We start from the raw sequence: 21,187 nt of genomic DNA, 5'->3' as shown, positions 1-21,187 counted from the left end.
TTGTTGGCGGTTGTCAGTTGGCGGTTGGATAGCGAATGTACTGCGTCTCGCGGGCAATGAGGCCGTCCTGACGGCGCATTTGCAGCGGCCAGCCGTGTTCATCTATCCAGATTGTGCGTTGTTGGTCGTCCCAGGTAATCAATAAGGGCCGGACGACGTGGGTTTCTCGTCTCACAGCCAGTTCCTCCTCGGGGCCTATGCATAGGGTCAGGTCGGCGCGGCGCAGGGCGAAGGCGGCTTCGGCTTGCGCGGGCGAGCGCAGCGAACGTGTGTCCAGCGTGACGGCGGCGAGATGGTGCGCGCCCTCTTGCGCGGCGCGGGCCAACATGCCCAGGCCAACGCTGCTGGGTAGCCAGAAAGTCAAATCACCCGCCGCTTCCTCTTCGTACCGCGCGCCGTTGACGGTGCGGGTGAGGGTGAGGGCGTCGTCACCACATAGCAGGATGCCGCTGGCTTCGATACCGTCCGCCCAGAAGCGAAATTTGAGTTGTTCCGGCTGGCCGCGCTCGTTCATGGTCAGGTGATAGAGCGTGCTTTGGCCGCTGGGCGCGGCGCGGGCGTCCAGGTCTACGCGCAGGAAGCGGTAGCCGCCGCTGACGGTGGTGAGCCGCCACTGTTCGACGGCCCCCGTGGGTTGGGCGTCTTGTTCGTAGCGAAAAATGCCGGCACGCAACGGCCGTTCATAAGGCATTTCGTGAATAATGAATCGCATACGCCGCCATTCCCTCAAAAAGATTCGGCCAACTCAACATAAATCCGTTTGTTAATCTTCCCCTTACTCTTGTAATCAGGAATGCGCAGGGGGCCAACCTCATGCGTATTCGCCACATGCGTGCCACCATCCGCCTGCAAGTCCAGCCCCACGATTTCTACCGTGCGCACTTCGGTGATGTGCGGCGGCAACAAGTTAATCTTGGTGCGGATCAGGTCGGGAATCTGGAACGCCTGCTCGCGGGGCAGAATATCCACCATGACCATGCGCGCCGCGGCCACCTCCCGATTCACGGCGGCTTCAATCTCCGCCACGAAAGCCTTTTGCATCGTCTCAAACTCGAAATCCATGCGCCCTTGCAGCGGCTCCATATTGCCGCCCGTGACGGACGCCTGATAATCGCGCCAGATGACGCCGCAGAGAATGTGCATGGCGGTGTGGGTGCGCATCAGTTGGTAGCGGCGCGCCCAGTCCAGCTTGCCGGTGACGGGTGCGCCCACGGGCGGCAGTTCCCCCGTCACCTGATGCACCGGCTGCCCCGAAACATACCGCACCCGCGTCACCGGCCACGTCTGGCCGTCGGCCATCAGCCAGCCATAATCACACGGCTGCCCCCCGCCGCCCGGATAAAATGCCGTGCGGTCCAACACCACGCCGCCATCCACATGCGCCGTCACCTCCGCCACGAACGTTTCCAGGTACGCATCTGTTTGATAAAGTAATTCCGTCATTGTTGACCATTCCTCTTTCCAGCGTTCACCGGGAACCTTCCCGGAAGCTCGGTCTCAGGCTAAAATCGTCTCGTAACAGCTTCCGGGAAGGTGGTAGGGAAAACAAAAACGCCTCCATCCCACATGGGACGAAGGCGTGAATCTCCGCGGTACCACCCAAATTCCCGCGCCGGCAAAAATCTCCGGCGTCAGGCGCTCGGTCAATGTCGTCTGGCTATCGCCGCTAACATCGCAGCCCCGCTAACGAGGGGTGAATCCGTCCAGGCCTACTTGCCGGGTAAGGCGTTCGGTTGGCAGCTCCGGAGGGATTTTTAACGGGTTTTTGTGCGCCTGCCTCACACCATCGCAGGCTCGCTGAGCCAGAGAACCCGTTTACTCGTCTCCATCATCGCTTTTTTTCTCTTAAACTGGCTAGAATTATGCCAAAAGCGAGGAGGGCTGTCAACAGCTTTGTGTTCCTTTCCACATCGTTTACAATTGGGATCAGGATAAAATGATGCCAGAGACGCGGACAGTGGTGTGCATTGAAGACGAAGCAGCCGTGCGCGAATTGGTCACGTTGGTTTTGCGCCAGCGTCATTTGCGCGTAATCGGAGCCGCCAACGGGGCGGAAGGTCTGGCGCGCATCGCCAGGGAACGACCCGCGCTGGTGCTGTTGGACCTGGCGCTGCCGGACATGGATGGCTGGCACGTTTATCGCCAGATGAAGGCAATGCCCGTCATGCGTAACGTGCCGGTGATGGTGATCACGGCGCGGACCAAGAGCGTGGATCGGCTCCTGGGGCTGCAAGTCGCCCAGGTGGACGGCTATCTGACCAAACCATTTGACGCGCGCCAACTGCTGCGGCGGCTGGACCAACTGCTGCCGCCGGTCCCGGACGGATGACCTTCAACTCACCTCGCAAGGAAGTGCTTATGCTTCGCGGAACCCCTTTCCATCCACGTGTGCAAGCCTTATGCGTCAGCCATGATTGGCGACGTTGGGCGGGCTACGTGGTCGCCAGCAAATATGACCTCACGCCGGAGTGGGAGTACCATGCTATTCGCAACAGCGCCGCGTTGATTGACGTTTCTCCACTGTACAAATATCACATTGAGGGACGGGACGCGGAGAAGTTGCTGAACCGGGTGCTGTGCCGCAGTGCAAGCAAGCTACACCCGGGACGCGCTATTTATGCGACGTGGTGCGATGAGCAGGGCAAGACGCTGGACGACGGGGTGGTGGCCCGCCTACGCCCGGATGCTTTTCGCCTGACGGCGGCGGACCCCAATCTGCGTTGGTTGGCATTGAACGCGCGCAGCCTGGATGTGACGGTAACGGATGTGTCCGAGCGGCTGGCGACGTTGGCGGTGCAAGGGCCGTTGGCACGCCGGGTGGTGTCGGCGGCGGCGGAAGCGGACCTGGATGATCTGCGCTATTTTGGCCTGAGGGAGGCGTCGATTGCCGGGCACGCGGTGACGATTTCGCGCACGGGGTATACGGGGGATTTGGGGTATGAGATTTGGATGCCGGCACAATCCGCCCTGGACATATGGGATCGACTGGTGGCGGTTGGCGGCGTATATCATCTCACGCCTGCCGGCATGTTGGCCCTGGACATGGCCCGTATCGAAGCCGGCCTGATCCTGATCGAAGTGGACTACGTCTCCGCGCGGCACGCCACCATCACCTCCCAAAAATCCAGCCCGTTTGAGTTAGGGTTGGATTGGACCGTGGACCTGGAGAAACCGGGCTATTTTGTAGGCCGACGGGCACTGGAAACGGAGAAGGAGCGGGGATCGGCATGGACGATTGCCGGCATCGAAGTAGACTGGCCCTCGCTCGAATCCCTCTTTACCCGCGCCCACCTGCCCCCCGCCGTCCCACACACCGCCTGGCGCGGCAGCGTCCCCCTCTACAGCGGCAGCCGCGAGGTGGGATACGCCACCAGCGTTTGCTTCTCCCCCCTGTTGAAGCGGTACATCGCCCTGGCCACGCTGCGCCGCGATAACGCGACCGCGGGGACGGAACTGGAAATGGAAGTGACGGTGGAGCATATGCGTCGTCGTGCGCGAGCGCGGGTGACGCCAACGCCTTTTTATGACCCGGAACGAAAGCGGAAGGTGGGCGCATGAAGCAGCAATACGATGCAATCATTATTGGCGGGGGACATAATGGATTGGTGGCGGCGGCGTATCTGGCCCGTGCCGGCAAAAACGTCCTTGTCCTGGAAAAGCGACACATCCTCGGCGGGGCCGCCGTCACCGAAGAAATCTTCCCCGGCTTCAAATTCAGCGTCTTCTCCTACGTCGTCAGCCTGCTGCGCCCGGAAATCGTACGCGACTTGCAGTTAGCGCGGCACGGCCTGCACCTCCTCCCCCTGGAAAGCACCTTCACCCCCATGGAAAACGGCGACTACCTGGTGCGCTGGGGCGACCATGACCAGACCATGTGGGAGCTGCGCCGCCACTCCATCCGCGACGCCGAAGCCTACGACGAATACGGCCACCTGATGGCGCGCATGGCCTACGCCGTCAAACCCATCCTCAGCGCCATCCCCACGGACATCAGCTCCTTCGATCCGCGCCAGTGGCTGGACCTGGCACGGCTGGGCCGGCACTTCCTCGGCCTGGAAACGGAGGAACTACACGCCTTCGTCAAGTTGATGACGATGAGTTCCGCCGATTATCTGGACGAATGGTTTGAGACGGAAGCCCTAAAAGCCACCATGTCCGCCAGCGGCATCATCGGCACCTTCCTCGGTCCGCGCTCTCCGGGAACCGCCTACGTGCTGCTGCACCACTACATGGGAGAGATTGACGGCGTGTTTCGCGCCTGGGGCTTCGCCAAAGGGGGCACGGGGGCGATCAGCGAGGCCATCGCCGGGGCCGCCCGCCACTTTGGCGCGGAAATCCGCACCAACGCGGGCGTCGCCCAGGTCATCGTGAAGAATGGGCAGGCAGTCGGCGTGGCGCTGGAAAATGGGGACGAAATCCATGCCCCCTACGTCGTCTCCAGCCTGGACCCACGCCGCACTTTCCTGCAAATGCTGGACGAACGGGAACTGCCCACGGATTTGGTCGCCGATATTCGCGCTTATCGCTTCAACGGCTCTTCGGCAAAAGTCAATCTAGCGCTTGACGGGCTGCCCAATTTCACCGCCCTACCCGGCTTTGGCCCCCATTTGCGCGGCGCAGTCTCCATCAGCCCCACCATTGATTACCTGGAACGCGCCTACGACGACGCCAAATATGGCCGCCACTCCCGTCGGCCCTACATGGACATCATCATTCCCTCGCTGCTGGACCCGGAAATGGCCCCACCCGGCAAGCACGTGATGTCCATGTTCGTCCAGTATGCCCCGTATGCGCTGCGAGAGGGCACGTGGGACGAGCAGCGGGATGCGCTGGGGGATGCGGTGATTGACACGTTGGCGCAGTTCGCGCCCAACATCAAGGACATTATTTTGCATCGCCAGGTCTTGACGCCGTTGGATATTGAGCGAACCACGGGGCTGACGCAGGGGAATATCTTCCAGGGCGAGTTGTCGCTACACCAGTTGTTTTTCCTGCGACCGGCGGCGCGCTGGAGCCGCTATCGCACCCCGGTGCGCGGCTATTACCAGTGTGGCTCCGGCACGCATCCCGGCGGTGGCGTGATGGGGGCATCCGGGCGGCTGGCGGCGCTGATGCTTTTGCAGGAGGATGAGAAGAAGAAACCGGGTTTTTGAGAAAAACCCGGTTTCCAGGTACACAGAGGTATATTATGCGTTTAGAAAAAGTCCGCGAAAGAGAGTTGGCCGGTCGCAAAGGGACCACGGGGCGCACGGTTTTGCAGCTTACCTGGCTGGGCATTTGCTTCGTCATTGCTTATTTTGTGAGCAATTGGGTGTTTGCCGAGGGCATTTTCACGCCGCAAATGGCTTATGCGGGGGGTTTGCCGCGTGCTGTGCCGGAGTGGGTTATTCAAGGGGGGATTATGCTGCTGCTGGTGTTGGTGATGCAGTTCTTTATGGTGCTGGGCTTTCTGGTTGCCACGCCGTTGGGGCGTAGCCGCTCCGGCAAGGCGACGCTGCGCTCCTGGAATCCCGACCCGAATGATGAACGTCCGTAGTAACCGTCTGAAAACAACTTCCCGCTTTATTGCGGACGGTTACTGCCAAGCTATCATGGATAGCGGCTAGCCATGATAGCCGCTATCATGGCTAGCCGCCGTCCGCGCATTTCCGCTGATTTAATTGTGGACAGCCACTTATTAGCGGCGACTGGCTGGTGACGGGAAAGGTGGGGGGTGAGGATGCCGGCATCAAAACACCTTCCAGGAAAGTGCGAGCAGAATAGATACCCAGCGACCAAACCTTCCGCAAGCTGCGCGCTTCCGGGAGGTGCGAGTAGAATAGATACCCGGCAACTTCGGAAATAGGTATAATGAAGACAACCGAGGCGCGCCACACCAGAAAAGTGCATAGCAGCGCCAGAGGCTGAACAAGTGTCGCCAGGGGAACCAGCGTCAGCCCATCGGGTTCGCTCAAAATCAAATGGCATGTTTCCGTAGCACAAGAACCCTTCAAGCGCATCCATCAAATCGAAGCTCACAAACGGATGCGTCCTGAACATCGACCGATTACATGGAGAAACAAGCATGGCAAATCTATTTGACGTCGTCGTCATCGGCGCCGGCCCAGGCGGCTACGTAGCAGCCATCCGCGCCGCGCAATTGGGCCTGAAAGTGGGCATCGTGGAAAAACAGTGGCTGGGCGGCGTCTGCCTGAACATTGGCTGCATCCCATCTAAAGCGCTACTGAAGAACGCGGAACTGGCTCACACCCTGCGTCATCGGGGCAAGGAATTTGGCTTCAGCTTCGATAACCTATCCCTCGACTACGGCGTGGCCTTCAAGCGCAGCCGCCAGGTCTCTAGCCGGCTGACCAAAGGCGTCGGCTTTCTGATGAAGAAGAACAACGTGGAAGTCTTTGAAGGCACGGCCACCATCACGGGGCGAGAGTCCGTCCGCGTGCAGTTGAATGATGGCGGCCAGACGGACCTGACCACGCGCAACATCATCATTGCCACCGGTGCGCGCCCCAAGGATCTACCTTTTGCGCGTGTGGATGGGTCCATTATTATCAGCTACATCGAAGCAATCATGACCGAATCGCTGCCGCAAAGCGTGGTTATCGTGGGCGGCGGAGCCATTGGCGTCGAATTTGCCTACATGTGGGCGAATTATGGCGTGGATGTGACCATTGTGGAAATGCTGCCCCATCTGCTCCCCAACGAGGAACCGGAAGTAAGCGAGGTGCTGGAGAAAGCGTACAAACGTCTGGGGATCAAATTCTACACGGGGACGAGTCTGAGCGGCGTGGAAAAAGAGGAAAACGGTGTGCGCGTGAGCCTGAGCAATGGGGAAACGCTGGCGGCGGAGAAGCTCATGCTGGCGATTAGCTTTGCCGCCAACGTGACAAACATCGGCCTGGAAAACGTAGGTGTAGCCCTCAATGAGTTGGGTGACATTGCCGTGGACGCCTACATGCGCACCAACGTGCCCAACATCTACGCCATTGGCGACGTGGCCTCCCCGATCAAACTGGCGCACGTCGGTTCGGCAATGGGCATTGTGGCCGCGGAAACGATTGCCGGACACCCCACGACGCCGATTGAGAATTACCGCATGATGCCGCGCGCCACCTACTGCGTGCCCCAGGTTGCCAGTTTTGGCTATACGGAAAAGCAGGCGCAAGAGGCCGGCTACGAGATCAAGGTGGGGCAGTTTCCTTTCCAGCCGAACGGCAAGGCGTTGGGATTGGGGGAACGAGACGGTTTTGTGAAGATTATTGCGGACGCGCGTTATGGCGAGATTCTGGGGGCGCACATGGTTGGCCCCGACGTGACGGAACTGCTGCCGGAGTTAACGCTGGCGCATCAGGCGGAGTTGACGGCGGAAGAAATCGCGCGCAATGTGCATGCGCATCCGACGTTGAGCGAGGCGTTGATGGAAGCGGCACACGGCGTCGAAGGGCAGCCGATCCACATCTAGTTCACTGAAAAAACCGGGTTTTTCGATTGTCCGGCGGAATTACCAGAGTGGTTCATGTGTAAAAACCCGGTTTTTGGCCTTTTTTCAGTAGAGTCATTCTTGGAGAATGATCCAATCTGAAACGAGCAACAAAAAACAGCCACTGGTGGCTGTTTCAAAGTGGGCGATACAAGACTCGAACTTGTGACCTCTACGATGTCAACGTAGCGCTCTAACCAACTGAGCTAACCGCCCTCGTAGTAGCGTGCATTATAGCGACCATTGCGCAAAAGTCAACTTTTCCCCGTGGCGGCCTGATGGCATTACCACGGCGGGGACTGGCGCAAGCTTGTTATTTTGTTGGCCGGCATCCTGGTCTTTGTCGCTGAAACGATCAATGGTTTCTGAGGGGTACAGCCTTGAAGGCAAAGCGTAAGCCGCGAAAGAAAGCCACCGCATCAACCACCAACCCTACGCAGGTTTTGAGGTTGTTAGGGGGGGCTTTTGTGTTGGTGGGGGTGGTTGGCTATGTTTTGCAAGACGCGCTGAAATATCCGCTGCGGGGGTTGGGCAGCGTTATCTGGATGATGGCGCTTGGGGTGACGTTTTTGTTGGGGGTGGGGTATTTCGCGCAGTTTTTGTTGCCGGCAAAATGGGAGGAGGGTCTCATCTTGCTGGGTTCGTTCTATGCGATTAGTTTGCGGCGGCTGTTGGGGCAAGCGCAGCCGGTGGCGACAAACAGCAAGGATGCGCCGCCGAACCCGTTGGAGGAGCTGCCGGCCAGTTTTCGTTCGGTACGTGCCGGCATTTTAGAAAGCCACATCGCCCTCGCCCTGGCCCGCGGCAATAGCTTCTCCCGCGCCGCCGGGCCTGGCTACGTGCGTCTGGAATCCGGTGAAACCATCCGCCACGTGATTGACCTGCGCCGCCATATCCGTCGCCAGGAGGTGAAGGCACGGTCCCGTGATGGCATCCCCATCAACACATCCGTGACGGTCATTTTCCAGGTACGCCGCCCTTCGGTCCCGCCCACAGACGAGCGTCTGCCATTTCCGTATGATCGTGACGCTGTTTTTCGGGTCAGTTATGCCGGCAGCGTCGATCAGCGCAGCAACTTTCTGCCCTGGTCGGAGCGCGTCTGCCCCCAGGCCGTTGCCGGCCTCATCGCCCAGCTTTCCTGCTACAACCTGGACCAGATTTACGGCAGCCACACAGCCGCCGACAATCTTCTGCCTGTCATTGAACGACAGCTCAAAGAGCAACTACGCGACCAATTCGCCCCCAAAGGGATCGACATCATCGGTGTGAGTGTTGGCTTACTCGATCTGCCGGCAAACGTCGTCGAACAACGTATCCAGAATTGCCAGGCCAACTGGCAGAAACAGGTTAATGGGGAAAGAGCCACCGTCACCAAGAATATGGTAGAGAAAACGGTTGCCGCGCAGGCGGAAGTGCAACGTGAGGTTATTATCAATGTTGCCAAGAGCCTCAACACGATCAAAGAAACGGGTGTCGATCCGCCGCAGGTCTTTATCATGCACGTTCTCCAGGCAATGGAACAGGCGATTGCCCAGGATGTGCGTGAATCCCGGGTAACGGCTGACGTCCTGCTGGCGCTCTCCCGCCTGCGAACAACGATTGACGGGACGATCACGGGAGATGGGGGGGAATAGAATGCCGGCATTCAAGCCCAAGCCATGGGTCAAGCCCGTATTATACCTCCTGCTTCTCTTCTACTGGCTCATACTCGCCCGCTACATAGAACGAGTATACCTCATCAATACTCCACCTGGGTGGTGGCTCACAGCCATCCAAAGATTCCCTTCACTGGATACCTTAACAAACTTCGTTACCTTCTCCGCCCAATTCATTTCACTGCGAGTTTTGCGTCACCTCATCCCCGTCATCATCGGCTGGCAGATCATTCGCTACAGCACGGTTATTCTCCTGCAAAACCTTTATGACCTGCCAGACAGAGAAAATGCCGGCAATTTATTGAATCGCCTCCTAACCGGCAGTGGACCGCTCATCATCCTCAGAGCAGACACCTTGCTACAAGACCGCCAGCAATACAGCGATTTACGCATTGGCGGCCCCGCGCGCGTCTTCGTCAGCAGCAGCGACGTTGTTGTCACCGAATACAACGGACATTTTCGGCGCGTTCTCGGACCCGGCATACACAATCTGGTCCCGTTTGAGCGTATCTATGCCATTCTCGATCTGCAAGCACACGAACAAGAAAATGCCCATGTGCCGTTAATCACTCAGGACGGCATTCCTATGACGACCAGCCTGAGCATCACCTATTGCCTCAACAGCGGCGGCAACTTGCCTACCACCAACCAACCATATCCCTTCAGCGAAGAAGCTGTCCGTGATGCTGCCTACGCCCAGGCCGTCCTGCCCAAAAGCATCAGCGATTGGCACGGCTTGCCTTTAACCCAGGCGGTCAACCAATTGCAGAAGGCCGTCGCCAACCGGAATTTAGACGACCTCATCGCCTCGGATCCACCAAGCGCCGATCCACACGCCGATCTCGTGCGGGAAATAAGACAGGGCGCCGGCCAACGCCTGCGGGGATATGGCATCGAAATTCTCAGCGTGCGCCTGGGATCGTTGGAACCACCTGAAGCCATCACCACGCAGCGTATTGACAACTGGCGCGCCCCTTTAGAAAATCATCGGCTCACCGACCTGGCCGAAGGTCAGATAGACTCATTGCGCGAAATTGAGTTAGCCCGCGCCAACGCCAGAGTAGACATGCTCAAGGCCATTGCCAATGGAATCCGTCAGGCACAAAATGAGGCCGACTACGATTACCGGCAATACATCACGGCGCTGCGCCTGATTGACGCGCTGGAAAGCATGGCCCGCCAATCTCTGGCCGGAGACATTGGGCCGGAGGAATCAATGCCGGACGTGATGCGCCAACTGCGCGAACTGCGCTGGCAATTGCAATCCCGGCAAGACGAGGGACAATAGAGGCGGGGAACCGTTGGCTCCCCTGATTCCCAGGAGGCAGACGCATGGCCGAACACATTCTCGTTATCGGGGCAACCCTATTGGATACCAAAGGCAAGCCGTTGGCTGGCCTGGAACCAGGCACGTCCAACCCGGCACATATCAAGCACACACGCGGCGGCACGGCCCGCAACGTGGCCGAGAATTTGGGTCGTCTGGGGGCGGACGTACTCTTGATTTCCGCCATCGGGGACGATCCCACCGGGCAGCGGCTGCTGGGGCAAACCGCCGCCGCCAACGTCAACGTAGAGCACGTCCTGGTACAGCCAGAACATCACACAGGGGCCTATATCGCCATTCTGGACGACGACGGCGGGCTGTCCGTGGCCCTGGATGACGTGTCCGTGATGGAGCAAATCACCAGCCGTTACCTCTATGACCGCCGCCGCCTGTTTCGGGATGCGTGCATGGTCATGGCGGATTGCAGTTTGAGCGTTGATGCGTGGAAAATGGTCTTTAACCTGGCGCGGCAATACGACGTGCCGTTGTGCGCCGATCCGACGTCAACCCGTCTGGCGTACAAACTGAAACCCTATCTCCCCCATCTACACCTGCTGGTTCCCAACGAAGCAGAAGCGGCCACGCTGCTGAACGAGGATTTCGCCGGCTATGATCCGGACGCCAGCGTTGAATTAGCACGGCAGTTCGTGCGCGCGGGCGTGCACAACGCGGTGGTGACGCTGTCTGATTTTGGGCTGGTGTATGCCACTTCGCAGGAAACGGGACATATCCCCGCCAGCTACACGCGCATGGTGGACAGCACGGGCACGGGCGATGCCGTCACCGCCGCGATTATGTTTGGTATGGTGAATGAATTGCCGGCAATCGAAGCCATCCGCCTCGGGGCCGCCGCCGCCAGCCTCACATTGCAAACGAGCGAAACCGTTGTCCCTAACCTCAGCCTGGACATGCTCTACGAGCATCTCATCGTCTAGCGCCTCACAGAACGTTTCCATCCGCCCCTATGAACAACACCGTCGGCTTCATCGTCTGTCTCGCTTACATCTTTGGCATCATTGGCCTGGCCGAAGGGCTACGGCGCTGGCGCAGCTACGGCAGCGGTTTTACGCGCAAGGTCATCCACATTGGCGTGGGCATGTTGAGTTGGGCGCTGCCCTGGCTTTTCGACTCACCGTGGCCTTTTGTGGTCGCCTGCGCCGGCTTCATGCTCCTCAACTACCTCGACTGGCGTTACGGCTTTTTTGCCTCTATGGCCAGCGCCGATGAGGCCAACCTGGGCACGGTCTACTTCCCCCTGGCGGCGGCGGTCGTGGTCCTCATTTTTTGGCAGCGCCCGCCGCTGATGGTGGCCGCGTTGATGCCGCTGGCCTGGGGCGACGGGTTGGCGCCGGTCATTGGGCAGGCGTATGGCCGACATCCGTATGCGGTGTGGGGGCATCGGCGCACGCTGGAGGGGTCGTTGGGTTTTTTCGTGGCTTGCCTGGCGTTTACGTGGCTGGCGCTGTGGTTGCTGCCGGGAATGCCGGCACTATCGCCCACACAAGCTCTCATACCCGCCCTCATCGTCTCCCTGGGAACGACCCTGATCGAAGCCGTCTCCATCTGGGGGCTGGACAACCTCACCATCACCGCCCTGGCCATTGTCATTTTATCCTCCTGGCCCTTTTGACTGGACAAAAACCCGGTTTCTTCCAGAAACCGGGTTTTTCTTTTCTTCTATGACGCATCCCATCCCTACCGCGAAAATCCAGGCCATTCTGTTCGACCTGGACGGCACGCTCATTGACAGCGACGATGTCGCCGTGCGCCAACTGGCGCAACGGTTCTCTTTTCTCTCGCCGGCGCGCGCCACCCGCCTGGCCCGCACCATCATCATGAAGGTGGAGACGCCCGGTAACGCGGCCATCACCCTGCTTGATCTGCTGCACCTGGATCAGCCTATCTTCCGCCTGAAGGAACGATGGCAAACGCAAGCGGCGCATTTCCACCTGATTCCGGGCGTTTCCCAGATGCTGGGCGCGCTTGATGGTCGCTATCGCCTGGGGTTGGTGACGACGCGCAGCCGCCGCGACGTGGACGATTTTCTGGCGCAATATCCGGCTATCTCGGCGCGAGTGGCGATCTCGTGCAGCGCGGAGGACACGCGCCGCCTGAAACCGCATCCGCAGCCGGTGCGGTCTGCGGCGGCGGGGTTGGGGTTGTCCCCGGCGCAGTGCCTGATGGTGGGGGATACGACAGTGGACGTGCGCGCGGCGCGGCGCGCGGGGGCGTGGAGTGTGGGGGTGTTGTGTGGGTTTGGGGAGCAGCGGGAACTGCGACGCGCGGGGGCGCACGCCATCTTGCCGAGTACGGGGGAATTAGGGCGACTGTGGGGTTAAGGCGGGGCGCTGCGCCAGGAAGAGGAGAATGGCGCAAAAGGCGAGGAAGGCGCCAAAAAGGAAGGGGGCCTGGGGACCGAAGCCGGACCAGGAGCCGATGCCTTGCCAGAGGATGCCGGCAATAAAACTGGCCGGAAATGCCGCAATCCCCACAGCCGCGTTGTAGGCCCCGTAGGCCAGGCCACGCTGAGCCGATGGCACCAGGTCGGCCACGTAGGCCTTTGCCGTACCCTCTACCGTCCCGTAATAGATGCCATAAAGCCCATATAGCAGCCAGACGGCGGCGGCGGTGCGCGCCAGGGCGAAGCCCAGGTAGAGCAGCGCGTAGACGAGCCAGCCGCCCACGAGCAGTCGCCGCCTACCCACGCGGTCGGAAAGAATGCCGGCAGGGCCGGAGACAAGCGCGTACACCAGATTGAAAGTCGCCAGCATTCCCAGCACACCGAGGACGTTGAGGCCGCGCTCCTGGGCGCGCAAAATGAGGAAGGCGTCGGCGGAGTTGCCCAGGGTGAAGAGGATGATGACGAGCATGAAGCGGCGGAAACGGGCGTCGAGGCCGCGCCAGGTGAAGCGTGGGGGTTGTCGCCGACCGGCAATGGGCACTTCTTGACTGTAGGTGGCGAGGATGATGACGGCGAGAAATGCCGGCAGCAAGCTCCACACCACCAGCCGTTGAAACGTCGTTCGACTCAAAGCCAGCGCCCCCGATTGCGTGGTCCATACAACCAACAGCGCCAGCAGCACCCCCACCAACGCCCCCGCCGTATCGCCCGCCCGGTGCAGCCCAAACGCCAGGCCGCGATGCGCCGGCGCAATGCTATCCGCCACCAGCGCATCACGCGGCGCGGTGCGCACGCCTTTGCCCAGGCGGTCGGCGAAGCGCACCGCCAGCACGCCCGGCCACGTGGCGGCCAGATAGAGAAACGGCTTGGCGAGCGTGGAGATGCCGTAGCCGGAAACGGCCAGCCATTTGCGCGTGCCCAGGCGATCCGAGAGCCAGCCCGAGAATAGTTTGAGCAGGCTGGCAACGGTTTCCGCGATGCCTTCAATCAGGCCGATGACGCTGGTGCGGACGCCCAGCACGTTCGCCAGGAACAGGGGCAGCACGTTGAGGATCATCTCGCTGGAGATGTCCGTGAAGAAACTGGTCAGGGTGACGGCCCAGACATTGCGGGGCAGCCGCCGCCAGGGGGGAACCCGGTCAGGCAGCGGGGATGGCGAGGAGACAGAGGTATCGGGCATGGGGGATTCAGGCGCGGAAGATGGTGAGCAGCGCGGCCCTCTCGTAACCGGCGCGGAATTCGTGCCGCGCGAGGCGTGGCCGTTAAAGATAAAACGCGAAGCGGGTATCAGACGTGGTCGGCGGTTTCCAAAAGTTCGAGTCTGTTCGGGGGGAGTGTGTCGGTTTTACAGGCGCGGGCTATATAGGCTTGCGCCAGGGTGTCTTTGGCGGCGCTGAGGACGGTTGTTATCAGGCCAATGGACTCGCTGTAGGCACATGCCGGCATTCTCACAACGATATGATGCCAGATTGCTTCTTCCAGGACATTCAAGGCCATTTGCGCTTCGTATAGATCAGAGCCGGCGGCGTACTGCTCCTGGGCAATGGTCTCCATGTAATCGCGGAGCGCCTCCAGGTCGCGGACGCGGACGCCGCGTAGCACCAGGTTGTAGAGGGTGCGCAGACGTTGCTGTCTTTCTTGCCGTTCGGCGGGGTCATATTGAACGAGATGGGAGCGGGATTGGGAAATGCCGGCATCCATCAAAATTTCAGCGCGTCTCGTCTCCAATAATTCTACCAAATCCATGAGGTCTCCTTGCGCAGGCTGTGGGATCTTGTGGGAAGGTTCATGCGGGAAAGGGCCGGTGAGGGGGAAACAACAAAACGCACACGCATCCAGGAACGATGCCGTGTCCCTCAACTATAAACCGTTTTGCCCTATCTGTCAGGTGGCATTTGTCATCAGCTACCTTCCAGGAAGCTTAGAGCTTCCTGGAAGGTAATTGCGCGTCACTGCCGGAAAGCGGCAGGGGCATGACGCAGCCAGCGGGCCACGTCATGCCCCTTTTTACGTTGCGCGAGCGTGGACTATGGCGTTACTTCAAACACCAGACCGTTGCTGCGTCCAAACAGTTCGGGGAAGAACTCTTCACGGGCGGTTGCCGGCATTACCTGATACACCCCCGGAATCGTCGCCTGCATCGTGTAGCTGTAGAGATACGTTCCTGCCGGCAAGAAATCGCTGAAAAACAACACCCGCTCATCACGATACTCGATGCGATTAAAGGTCCACCAGCCCCAATAACCGGGACGATACGCCTCATCCGTGCGCGTCACCGTCGCATTTGCGCTCGCCGCGCTCGTCTGCAAGCCGGGATCAATCGCCTCCGCGCCCGCCGGGAAGTGGTCCTCAACGATCGCATAAACGAGATCATGCGGCACAACCACATTTAACTCTACCCGCACCTGCTGCCCGGCGGCGATTTGCGTCAGCGGCGCGCAAGGTTGCTCTTCCGTCGGCTGGCAGGCGGCGTCATAATACGTCCGCTGCACCGTCACGCCACGGCTGACAGCCTCCACCGCGTTGGCGTCAATGAAGCTGTCCAGGTGCGCCGTGTAGTAAAGGCGGCCCGCATCCTCATTTTTCTGGAAGAAGAAGTAGTTCACGTCCGTGAGAGACAGGTCAGAGATGGGCACTTCATACGCCTTGACCGCCGTGATGTTGTCGGCGGAGAACCGGCCCTGATCCAGCACCTCCGTGTTCACCGCCAGCGAGTACGTGTAGTTCGCTTCCAACTCGCCCGTAGCCGCCATCCAATCCGTCAGCGCCAGAATGGCCCAGGCATTCTGCTGGCCCGACTCCCACACGCTGGCCTGGCGCGCCGTCATCAGCCAGCGCACCGCTCGCTCCGCCAGCGCATTGGTCGGGTCAATGCGGGCAAAGGCATCCAGGATCATGGACGTACCACGGATGTCGCTGTTCAGATTGTACCAGTCTGGCTCTCCATCTTCCCAATGCGCGCCCGTGGCGCTGATGATCACACTGTTGCTCAGGTCAGAGAGGAGCGCCTGCTGATTATCGCCGCCATTGCTGGTTAATTCATACGCCAGGGCCAGCAGCGCCTGCGCATACGGATCAAGCAGGTCGCGGCGACTGTTAAACATCTCGTCGAGACTCACGGTTACATCTTCGCCATTTTCCGCCAACACGTAGAGGAAGAAGGCCTGGCGATTCACGTCGCCGGCACTCGTAAGGCGGGTAGCCGCGCGCAGTTGGCGCGTGAGATAGGCAATGCCCTTTTCCAGGACAGCGGACGTGACGCCATAGCCGGCGTCTTGCGCTTTCGTCAGGCCCAGCAGCACATACGCCGTCAGGTAAGGATCTGTTCGCGGCGCAAAGCACCAGCCCCAGCCTCCATCCGCGCGCTGTAGCTGTTCGATCTGGGGCAAGTCCTTGCTCACGAGCGCGTCTAGCTGCGCCGCCAGGCCCTCGTCTTGCAGATTCAGTTCGCTCAGCGCCCGCGCGGTGGCCACGTTCGGCAGCATCTCGTCCATCAGGCCGTGCGCGCACATCAGTGTCTCATTGTAATTGTTGTCAATGGCCTCCAGCGCCTCCAGCAGCGCCGCCGCCAGCGAGGGACTCAGCTTCACCTGCACCTCACCGCGGAGGGTGTCCACGTTGGGCGGCAGCAGCACGCCTTCGACAACGCGCCCGCTCGCGTCCAGCACGCCGGACGTGCCCACCACGTCTTCGGCGTCAAAGCGATAGACGGGAATCAACTGGCCCGGCTGCACGCCAAAGGCGGGCTTGGTGGCGTCACTGTAGCCGCCCCCTTCGACGCGGAAGGTGAGGTCCACGAAGCGCACATCTTGCACGTTCACCGACCACTGCACAAGCCGGGATTTGTTGGCGTCAATGGTGACATTTTTCTCCGCCGCATCCGCCAGCAGCACGCCTTGCGCCGCCAGACTGACGCGCATGTCGATTTGCGCGCCGGTGTTGTTGTGAACGACCGCGCCTAGCATCAGCTCGTCGCCCACGGTGAAGAAGCGGGGCGTCACGGGGCGGATCAGCACCGGCTTGGACACCTTCACTTCCACGCTGCTCTGCCCCACGAGGGAGTCATCGGTGACGGCCTTGCTGCTCAAGCGCCAGGTGGTCAGGCTGTCGGGCAGGGGGATTTCCACGGTCGCCTCTCCCGCGGCGTTGGTCGTCACGCTCGCGCTCCAATAAGCTGTGTCCGGGAATTCCTGGCGCACGTCTTCATCATCTTCTTTTTGCAGGCGCACCGAATCGGCCGATGCCAATCCATCGCCGCCGCCGCCGCCGAAGCCCAGCACTTCCACGGGAACTTCCACGGCGAGGCCTTCACCGGAGATGAACAGGCCTGATCCGACCTGGCTGCGGTATGGCTGGCGGGCGTAGAAAGCGTCAACGATATTGGGCGCGTTGTCGGGCGACAGGGAGAGGACGGCCACATCCACCAGCGCCAGAGAGAGATTTGCCGGCACGCCATCCCCCTTATAGTCGGTCACTTTGATGTCAAAAATGGCCGTGTCGCGGGGCGCGAACTGCGTATCGCGCGGCGTCAGTTGCACGTTGAGCGTCAGTCGTTCCGGCGACACCTTCAGCTCCATGATGCCCATACGGATGTCCGGGTAGCTGTTGCCCCCCTCACTTCCGCTCACCGCGGTCACGGAGACGAACACATTCGGCGCGTAGATGTCGGTGATGGGGAGTTCCAGCACGTCGCTGGCGGAATTCAGCGTGACGACGCTTTGCTCGATGACGTCGCCGCGCTCCACGATCAACCAGGCTCGCACAGGGCCGGCAAAGGGGGACTGCACCAGCACGCGCGCCGAGTCACCCACCTGGTAGGCTTGTTTATCCGCGACCAGGTCCATTGACCGCTCTTTCGGGTCGCTGCGCCAGCCGGCGTAGTTGGGATCGGTGGCCCAAAGGTAGGTGATGCTGGTTTGGGTGCGCCCGCCGGCGTCGGTGACGGTGGCCTTGACGACGTAGGCGCCACCTTGCGCGGGCGTGAAGCTGGCGGTGGCTTTGCCGTTGGCGTCCGTCGTGGCACTGTCGCGGGCCATTTCGGTGTCTACGGGAACCCAGTTGGTGGTGTATTGGCCGTACTGCTGGGTGCGTTGGCTTTGCCATTCGCGCTGATAGAAGATAACGTCTACGGACGTGTTGGGAACGGGTTGGCTGTTCCAATCGACGGTGATCAGGTTGACGCTGGCCTCCAACCCGGCACCGACGATGTAGTCGGCACCGGCCACGCCCACGTAGGTGTCGGCGGCATGGAAAATGATGCCGGCATGTGCCGTAATGGGAAATTCGCTGATGTCCGTGACCGTCGCTTCAATCGTCACCTGGCGGCTGCCATCGGAGGAATCCTTGAGGAGAGATGCCGGCAACGTCAACACAAACGCCCCGGCATCATTCGTATGCCCCTGGCCGCTGAGAAGCGACGCGCCATAATAACCGCCGCCGCCAAATGCCGGCCCGCCGCCGAAGTAAAACGGGCTGTCGTCCGCGCTAAAACTATAGTACGGACCCTCCCAGGGCAGCGAGTACGCCTGATCGTAAACCGTCCAATTCAGAGCCAAATCGGTAGCCGGCGCGCCAAACAGGTATTCCGCCTTCACCACCACGTCCACCGTCTCGCCGCGCAGCGCTTGCGTCTTTTGCGGCGTCACCGTTACCAGGAACTCCGGCTTGCGATATTCCGCCACCGTGAAGTTGCGCTCCACGTTGATGGCCGGCGATTGGAAGAAGATGTGGTGAACACCCAACTCCGCCGTTTCGGGAATCGTATAGTCGCCGGAGAATGTGCCATCGGCAGCCAACGTCACTTCCCGCGAATAATCCGCCTCGCCATAGTTGTAGACAAAGCCGATGCCCAGCGTCAGCGTCTGTTCCCGCGGCAAGGCGTAGCGAGCGTAGCCGGGATCGCGCACGATGCCCCGGAAATGGACGGTATCTCCGGGCCGGTAAATGGGTCTGTCCGTGTACACGTAGGCAAACGGCGCCTGCTCCGGTCCCCAATCAACGTTTAGGCCAAAGCTCCACGGCGTCACGCCCTCATTCCAGTTGGTGTTCGCCACGGCAAAACCGGCCTGACCGGGCGCATTGCTGACCACAGTCACCTGCTGCAAGTAACTTTCGCCGGTCTGGTAGTCAAAGCGCGCCAGACCATTCTCATCCGTCGCCGCCGCGCCACGCCGCACGCCATAGGCGTCGTAGAGCGTCAGCGACAGGCCACCGGCGGGCTGCCCGGAGTCCAGATCGGTCGCCCAGACATAGACTGCCTCAAACGTCTGCTTTACCACCAGGTTGGTATCCGCCACAATCAGCAGCACCTTCTGGTTTTGCCAGTACTGCTGATCCGTGTTGGTTTCCGGAGCAGCTACCGTTACCAGGTAGACCCCGGTGGGCAGCGCGCCCCCATTTGCCAGGGAGAGGTTGTACACATCCGCCTGATCAAGCGGCGCGGAGACGGATTCGGACCAGGTGTTTAATGCCGGCACATCTGGCTCATAATTGTAGATAGAATACGGCTCCACCAGCAGGTTAATAGGCAAACCCAGGTCATACAAACCAGCGTCAATGCGGCTGACATTGCGATAAATCACGCCCACGTCGCTGGGATAACTGGTGCTGACCTGGCTCACCCACTGCGGCAGATTGAGCGACGCAATAGGGTCGAAGGGCGGCGTATTAAAACGCCAGGTATAATCCTGCCCAAGCGTGTTGCCATAGGGGTCGGCAGCCGTGCCCGGCACGGTCACCTCATAGGTGGCGTTGCGCTCCAGGGGAAAATCCAGGTAGAGAGAAAAGTCATAGTCGTTGAAGTAGTAGTTGACCCTGTCCGGCTGTGGATCGATGCGCACCCGGTCTTCCAGCGTGTCCATATTCATGGGCGCGGAGAACTGGATGGCTGCGCCGCTCTGATACCGCTCCGCCGTCGCGCCATTGCGCGGCGTCACGGAAACCACGCGCGGCAAGGGCACGGTGGTCACACTGCTGCTGAAAGTGGCGCCAATAGTGGCTTCTCCGGTAGCGGATCGGGCGGAGGGGCCAACGGATAACGTATAAATCACGCCCAATTGCAATAAGTCCTGTGGCTGGATAATGACCTCACGGCCATCCGCGGACCAGTTGAACGTTACTGCCGTGCTGGGCGTCAGGCGTACCGCCGCCTCAACACTGGCGCGATCCATGGGCATGTTGAAGGTGACAGTGAAGGGTTCGGTGGGAATGACGTTGGCTGTGTTGTCAGAGGGATCGATGCTGACGACGGTGGGGGATACGGTGGTGAACTGCGCCGTAAAGTTATCGGCCAGGAGGCCACCGGTGATGTCCGCCAGGCCGGAGGGAATGCTAATCTGGTAAGCGGTGTCACCCGCGAGAGGGGCGTCGGGGACGAAGCGGTAGATACTGGAAGAGACCCAGGTCCCCTTGCCCGGCGTCGCGGGTTGGATTTGCAGCGGCTGCGGCAGGCTGGCTTGCTGGCCGGTGGCGACGAGCGGCACGACGGGGCGGTTGAAGATGATGGTGATGGCGGCGTCGGTGTCGATTGCCTTGCTGCCATCGGCCGGCAAAACCTGGCTCACTTCCAAATAGCCGACGGTTTGTAGCTTCAGGTCCACTGCCTGGCGCAGCGGCTGCCCCTGAAGGCCCGTGGCCGTGTCGCTGATGTTCACCTGGTATTTGCTCTGGCGCGATAGTTTGGCCGCCGGGGTGAAGATGACGGTATCCGGGCGGGGCCAGCTAAAGCTGCCGCTGACGGGCTGGCCGTCTTCGCTTTGTACCTGGAAGGCGGCTTCGACGGAGTTTTGGTCCATGGGCTGGTCGAAGCGAATGGTGATCGCGCCGTCCAGGAGGGCTTCTTCGCCGGGTGCGGGGCTGCTGTAGATGACTTGTGGGGGCCAGTTGATGTCGGTGGCGGAAATGCCGGCAGTCGCGGTAGCCACGGGAACCGCCGTATTCTCAGGAGGAACCTGCGTGGCGCTCACTTCCGTGGGCACAATCGCCGTAGGAATAGTCGTAGGCGTCTGCTCTTCCTCTTTACGGCAGGCTCCCAACGTTGCCACCAACAGGAAGGCGATGAGAAAGAAAATGGTCAGGGATTTGGTACGCATAGCGTTGTTCTCCGCAAAAGTCAGTCGAAAATTGTTCAAGCCGTCAAGGGGCAATTCTGGCTGTGGGAAAATGCGGCCACAAAGATGTGACAACATCACAAACATTATAACAGTTTGCCGTTGAAAAAACGTTGATGGCAGCTTAAAGGTTCCCACGCCAGGAAAAATGATAACTTTCGTCAGTGGCGGGAAAAAGAAAACCTCCCGTAGAGGGAGGTTTTCGGGTTATTCGGCCTG

General features: G+C 60.3%; 16 protein-coding genes, 1 tRNA gene and 1 other annotated feature. Of the genes, 10 read left to right on the top strand and 7 right to left on the bottom strand.

Features of this window, described 5'->3' with window-relative positions:
* Window positions 1-13: 13 nt before the first annotated feature.
* Complete coding sequence (locus H6650_17755; protein MCB8953855.1) at window positions 14-712, bottom strand: hypothetical protein; 699 nt, start codon at window positions 710-712, stop codon at window positions 14-16.
* 14 nt (window positions 713-726) lie between these two features.
* A complete protein-coding gene (locus H6650_17750) occupies window positions 727-1,443 on the bottom strand; it encodes an alanyl-tRNA editing protein (GenBank protein ID MCB8953854.1) in 717 nt (238 codons plus the stop codon).
* A gap of 121 nt (window positions 1,444-1,564) precedes the next feature.
* Window positions 1,565-1,841 (bottom strand) — a binding site (T-box leader).
* A gap of 95 nt (window positions 1,842-1,936) precedes the next feature.
* Here H6650_17750 and H6650_17745 point away from each other — a divergent pair.
* Genes H6650_17745 through H6650_17730 form a run of 4 tightly spaced genes read left to right on the top strand, consistent with a single transcriptional unit; the run spans window position 1,937 to window position 5,536 of the window.
* Complete coding sequence (locus H6650_17745; protein ID MCB8953853.1) at window positions 1,937-2,329, top strand: response regulator; 393 nt, start codon at window positions 1,937-1,939, stop codon at window positions 2,327-2,329.
* A gap of 23 nt (window positions 2,330-2,352) precedes the next feature.
* Window positions 2,353-3,558: an aminomethyl transferase family protein gene (locus H6650_17740; protein MCB8953852.1), complete on the top strand. Its 1,206-nt coding sequence runs from the start codon at window positions 2,353-2,355 to the stop codon at window positions 3,556-3,558.
* Window positions 3,555-5,153 carry an NAD(P)/FAD-dependent oxidoreductase gene (locus tag H6650_17735; GenBank protein MCB8953851.1) on the top strand — a complete coding sequence of 533 codons (1,599 nt, stop codon included), beginning with the start codon at window positions 3,555-3,557 and terminating at the stop codon, window positions 5,151-5,153. The genes H6650_17740 and H6650_17735 overlap by 4 nt, the downstream gene beginning before the upstream one ends.
* A 35-nt stretch (window positions 5,154-5,188) precedes the next feature.
* Entirely contained in the window at window positions 5,189-5,536 is a 348-nt protein-coding gene (locus H6650_17730; GenBank protein MCB8953850.1) for a hypothetical protein, read from the top strand.
* Between the two features lie 91 nt (window positions 5,537-5,627).
* On the opposite strand, the gene H6650_17725 is transcribed toward H6650_17730, so the two are convergent.
* Window positions 5,628-5,954: a hypothetical protein gene (locus H6650_17725; GenBank protein ID MCB8953849.1), complete on the bottom strand. Its 327-nt coding sequence runs from the start codon at window positions 5,952-5,954 to the stop codon at window positions 5,628-5,630.
* 110 nt (window positions 5,955-6,064) lie between these two features.
* Between H6650_17725 and lpdA the strand changes: the two genes are divergently transcribed.
* Complete coding sequence (lpdA, locus tag H6650_17720; GenBank protein MCB8953848.1) at window positions 6,065-7,459, top strand: dihydrolipoyl dehydrogenase; 1,395 nt, start codon at window positions 6,065-6,067, stop codon at window positions 7,457-7,459.
* Window positions 7,460-7,619: 160 nt separating this feature from the next.
* On the opposite strand, the gene H6650_17715 is transcribed toward lpdA, so the two are convergent.
* Window positions 7,620-7,693 (bottom strand) — tRNA-Val (locus tag H6650_17715).
* A gap of 164 nt (window positions 7,694-7,857) precedes the next feature.
* On the opposite strand from H6650_17715, the gene H6650_17710 reads away from it, so the two are divergent.
* The 5 genes from H6650_17710 to H6650_17690 are packed head-to-tail and all read left to right on the top strand — an operon-like array spanning window position 7,858 to window position 12,798.
* On the top strand, window positions 7,858-9,111 hold the full coding sequence (locus H6650_17710; protein ID MCB8953847.1) for a hypothetical protein: 1,254 nt from the start codon (window positions 7,858-7,860) through the stop codon (window positions 9,109-9,111).
* Window position 9,112: 1 nt separating this feature from the next.
* Window positions 9,113-10,420, top strand: coding sequence for an SPFH domain-containing protein (locus tag H6650_17705; GenBank protein ID MCB8953846.1), 1,308 nt, complete (start codon window positions 9,113-9,115; stop codon window positions 10,418-10,420).
* A gap of 44 nt (window positions 10,421-10,464) precedes the next feature.
* Window positions 10,465-11,394: a carbohydrate kinase family protein gene (locus H6650_17700; protein MCB8953845.1), complete on the top strand. Its 930-nt coding sequence runs from the start codon at window positions 10,465-10,467 to the stop codon at window positions 11,392-11,394.
* A 29-nt stretch (window positions 11,395-11,423) separates the two neighbouring features.
* Window positions 11,424-12,089, top strand: a complete 666-nt coding sequence (locus H6650_17695) for a hypothetical protein (GenBank protein ID MCB8953844.1) — start codon at window positions 11,424-11,426, stop codon at window positions 12,087-12,089.
* A gap of 49 nt (window positions 12,090-12,138) precedes the next feature.
* Window positions 12,139-12,798 carry an HAD family hydrolase gene (locus H6650_17690; protein MCB8953843.1) on the top strand — a complete coding sequence of 220 codons (660 nt, stop codon included), beginning with the start codon at window positions 12,139-12,141 and terminating at the stop codon, window positions 12,796-12,798.
* On the opposite strand, the gene H6650_17685 is transcribed toward H6650_17690, so the two are convergent.
* The 3 genes from H6650_17685 to H6650_17675 all read right to left on the bottom strand — a co-directional run bounded on the left by H6650_17685 (window position 12,778) and on the right by H6650_17675 (window position 20,950).
* Window positions 12,778-14,040: an MFS transporter gene (locus tag H6650_17685; protein ID MCB8953842.1), complete on the bottom strand. Its 1,263-nt coding sequence runs from the start codon at window positions 14,038-14,040 to the stop codon at window positions 12,778-12,780. The two genes, H6650_17690 and H6650_17685, sit on opposite strands and share 21 nt — an antisense overlap.
* Window positions 14,041-14,147: 107 nt before the next feature.
* Entirely contained in the window at window positions 14,148-14,606 is a 459-nt protein-coding gene (locus H6650_17680; protein ID MCB8953841.1) for a hypothetical protein, read from the bottom strand.
* A gap of 281 nt (window positions 14,607-14,887) precedes the next feature.
* Window positions 14,888-20,950, bottom strand: a complete 6,063-nt coding sequence (locus H6650_17675) for an Ig-like domain-containing protein (protein ID MCB8953840.1) — start codon at window positions 20,948-20,950, stop codon at window positions 14,888-14,890.
* Window positions 20,951-21,187 lie beyond the last annotated feature (237 nt).

It is taken from the genome of Ardenticatenales bacterium (genome assembly GCA_020634515.1).
GTDB lineage: Bacteria > Chloroflexota > Anaerolineae > Promineifilales > Promineifilaceae > JAGVTM01.
Note: the sequence above shows the minus strand (reverse complement) of the source record. Positions and strands in the feature narration are given on the sequence as shown.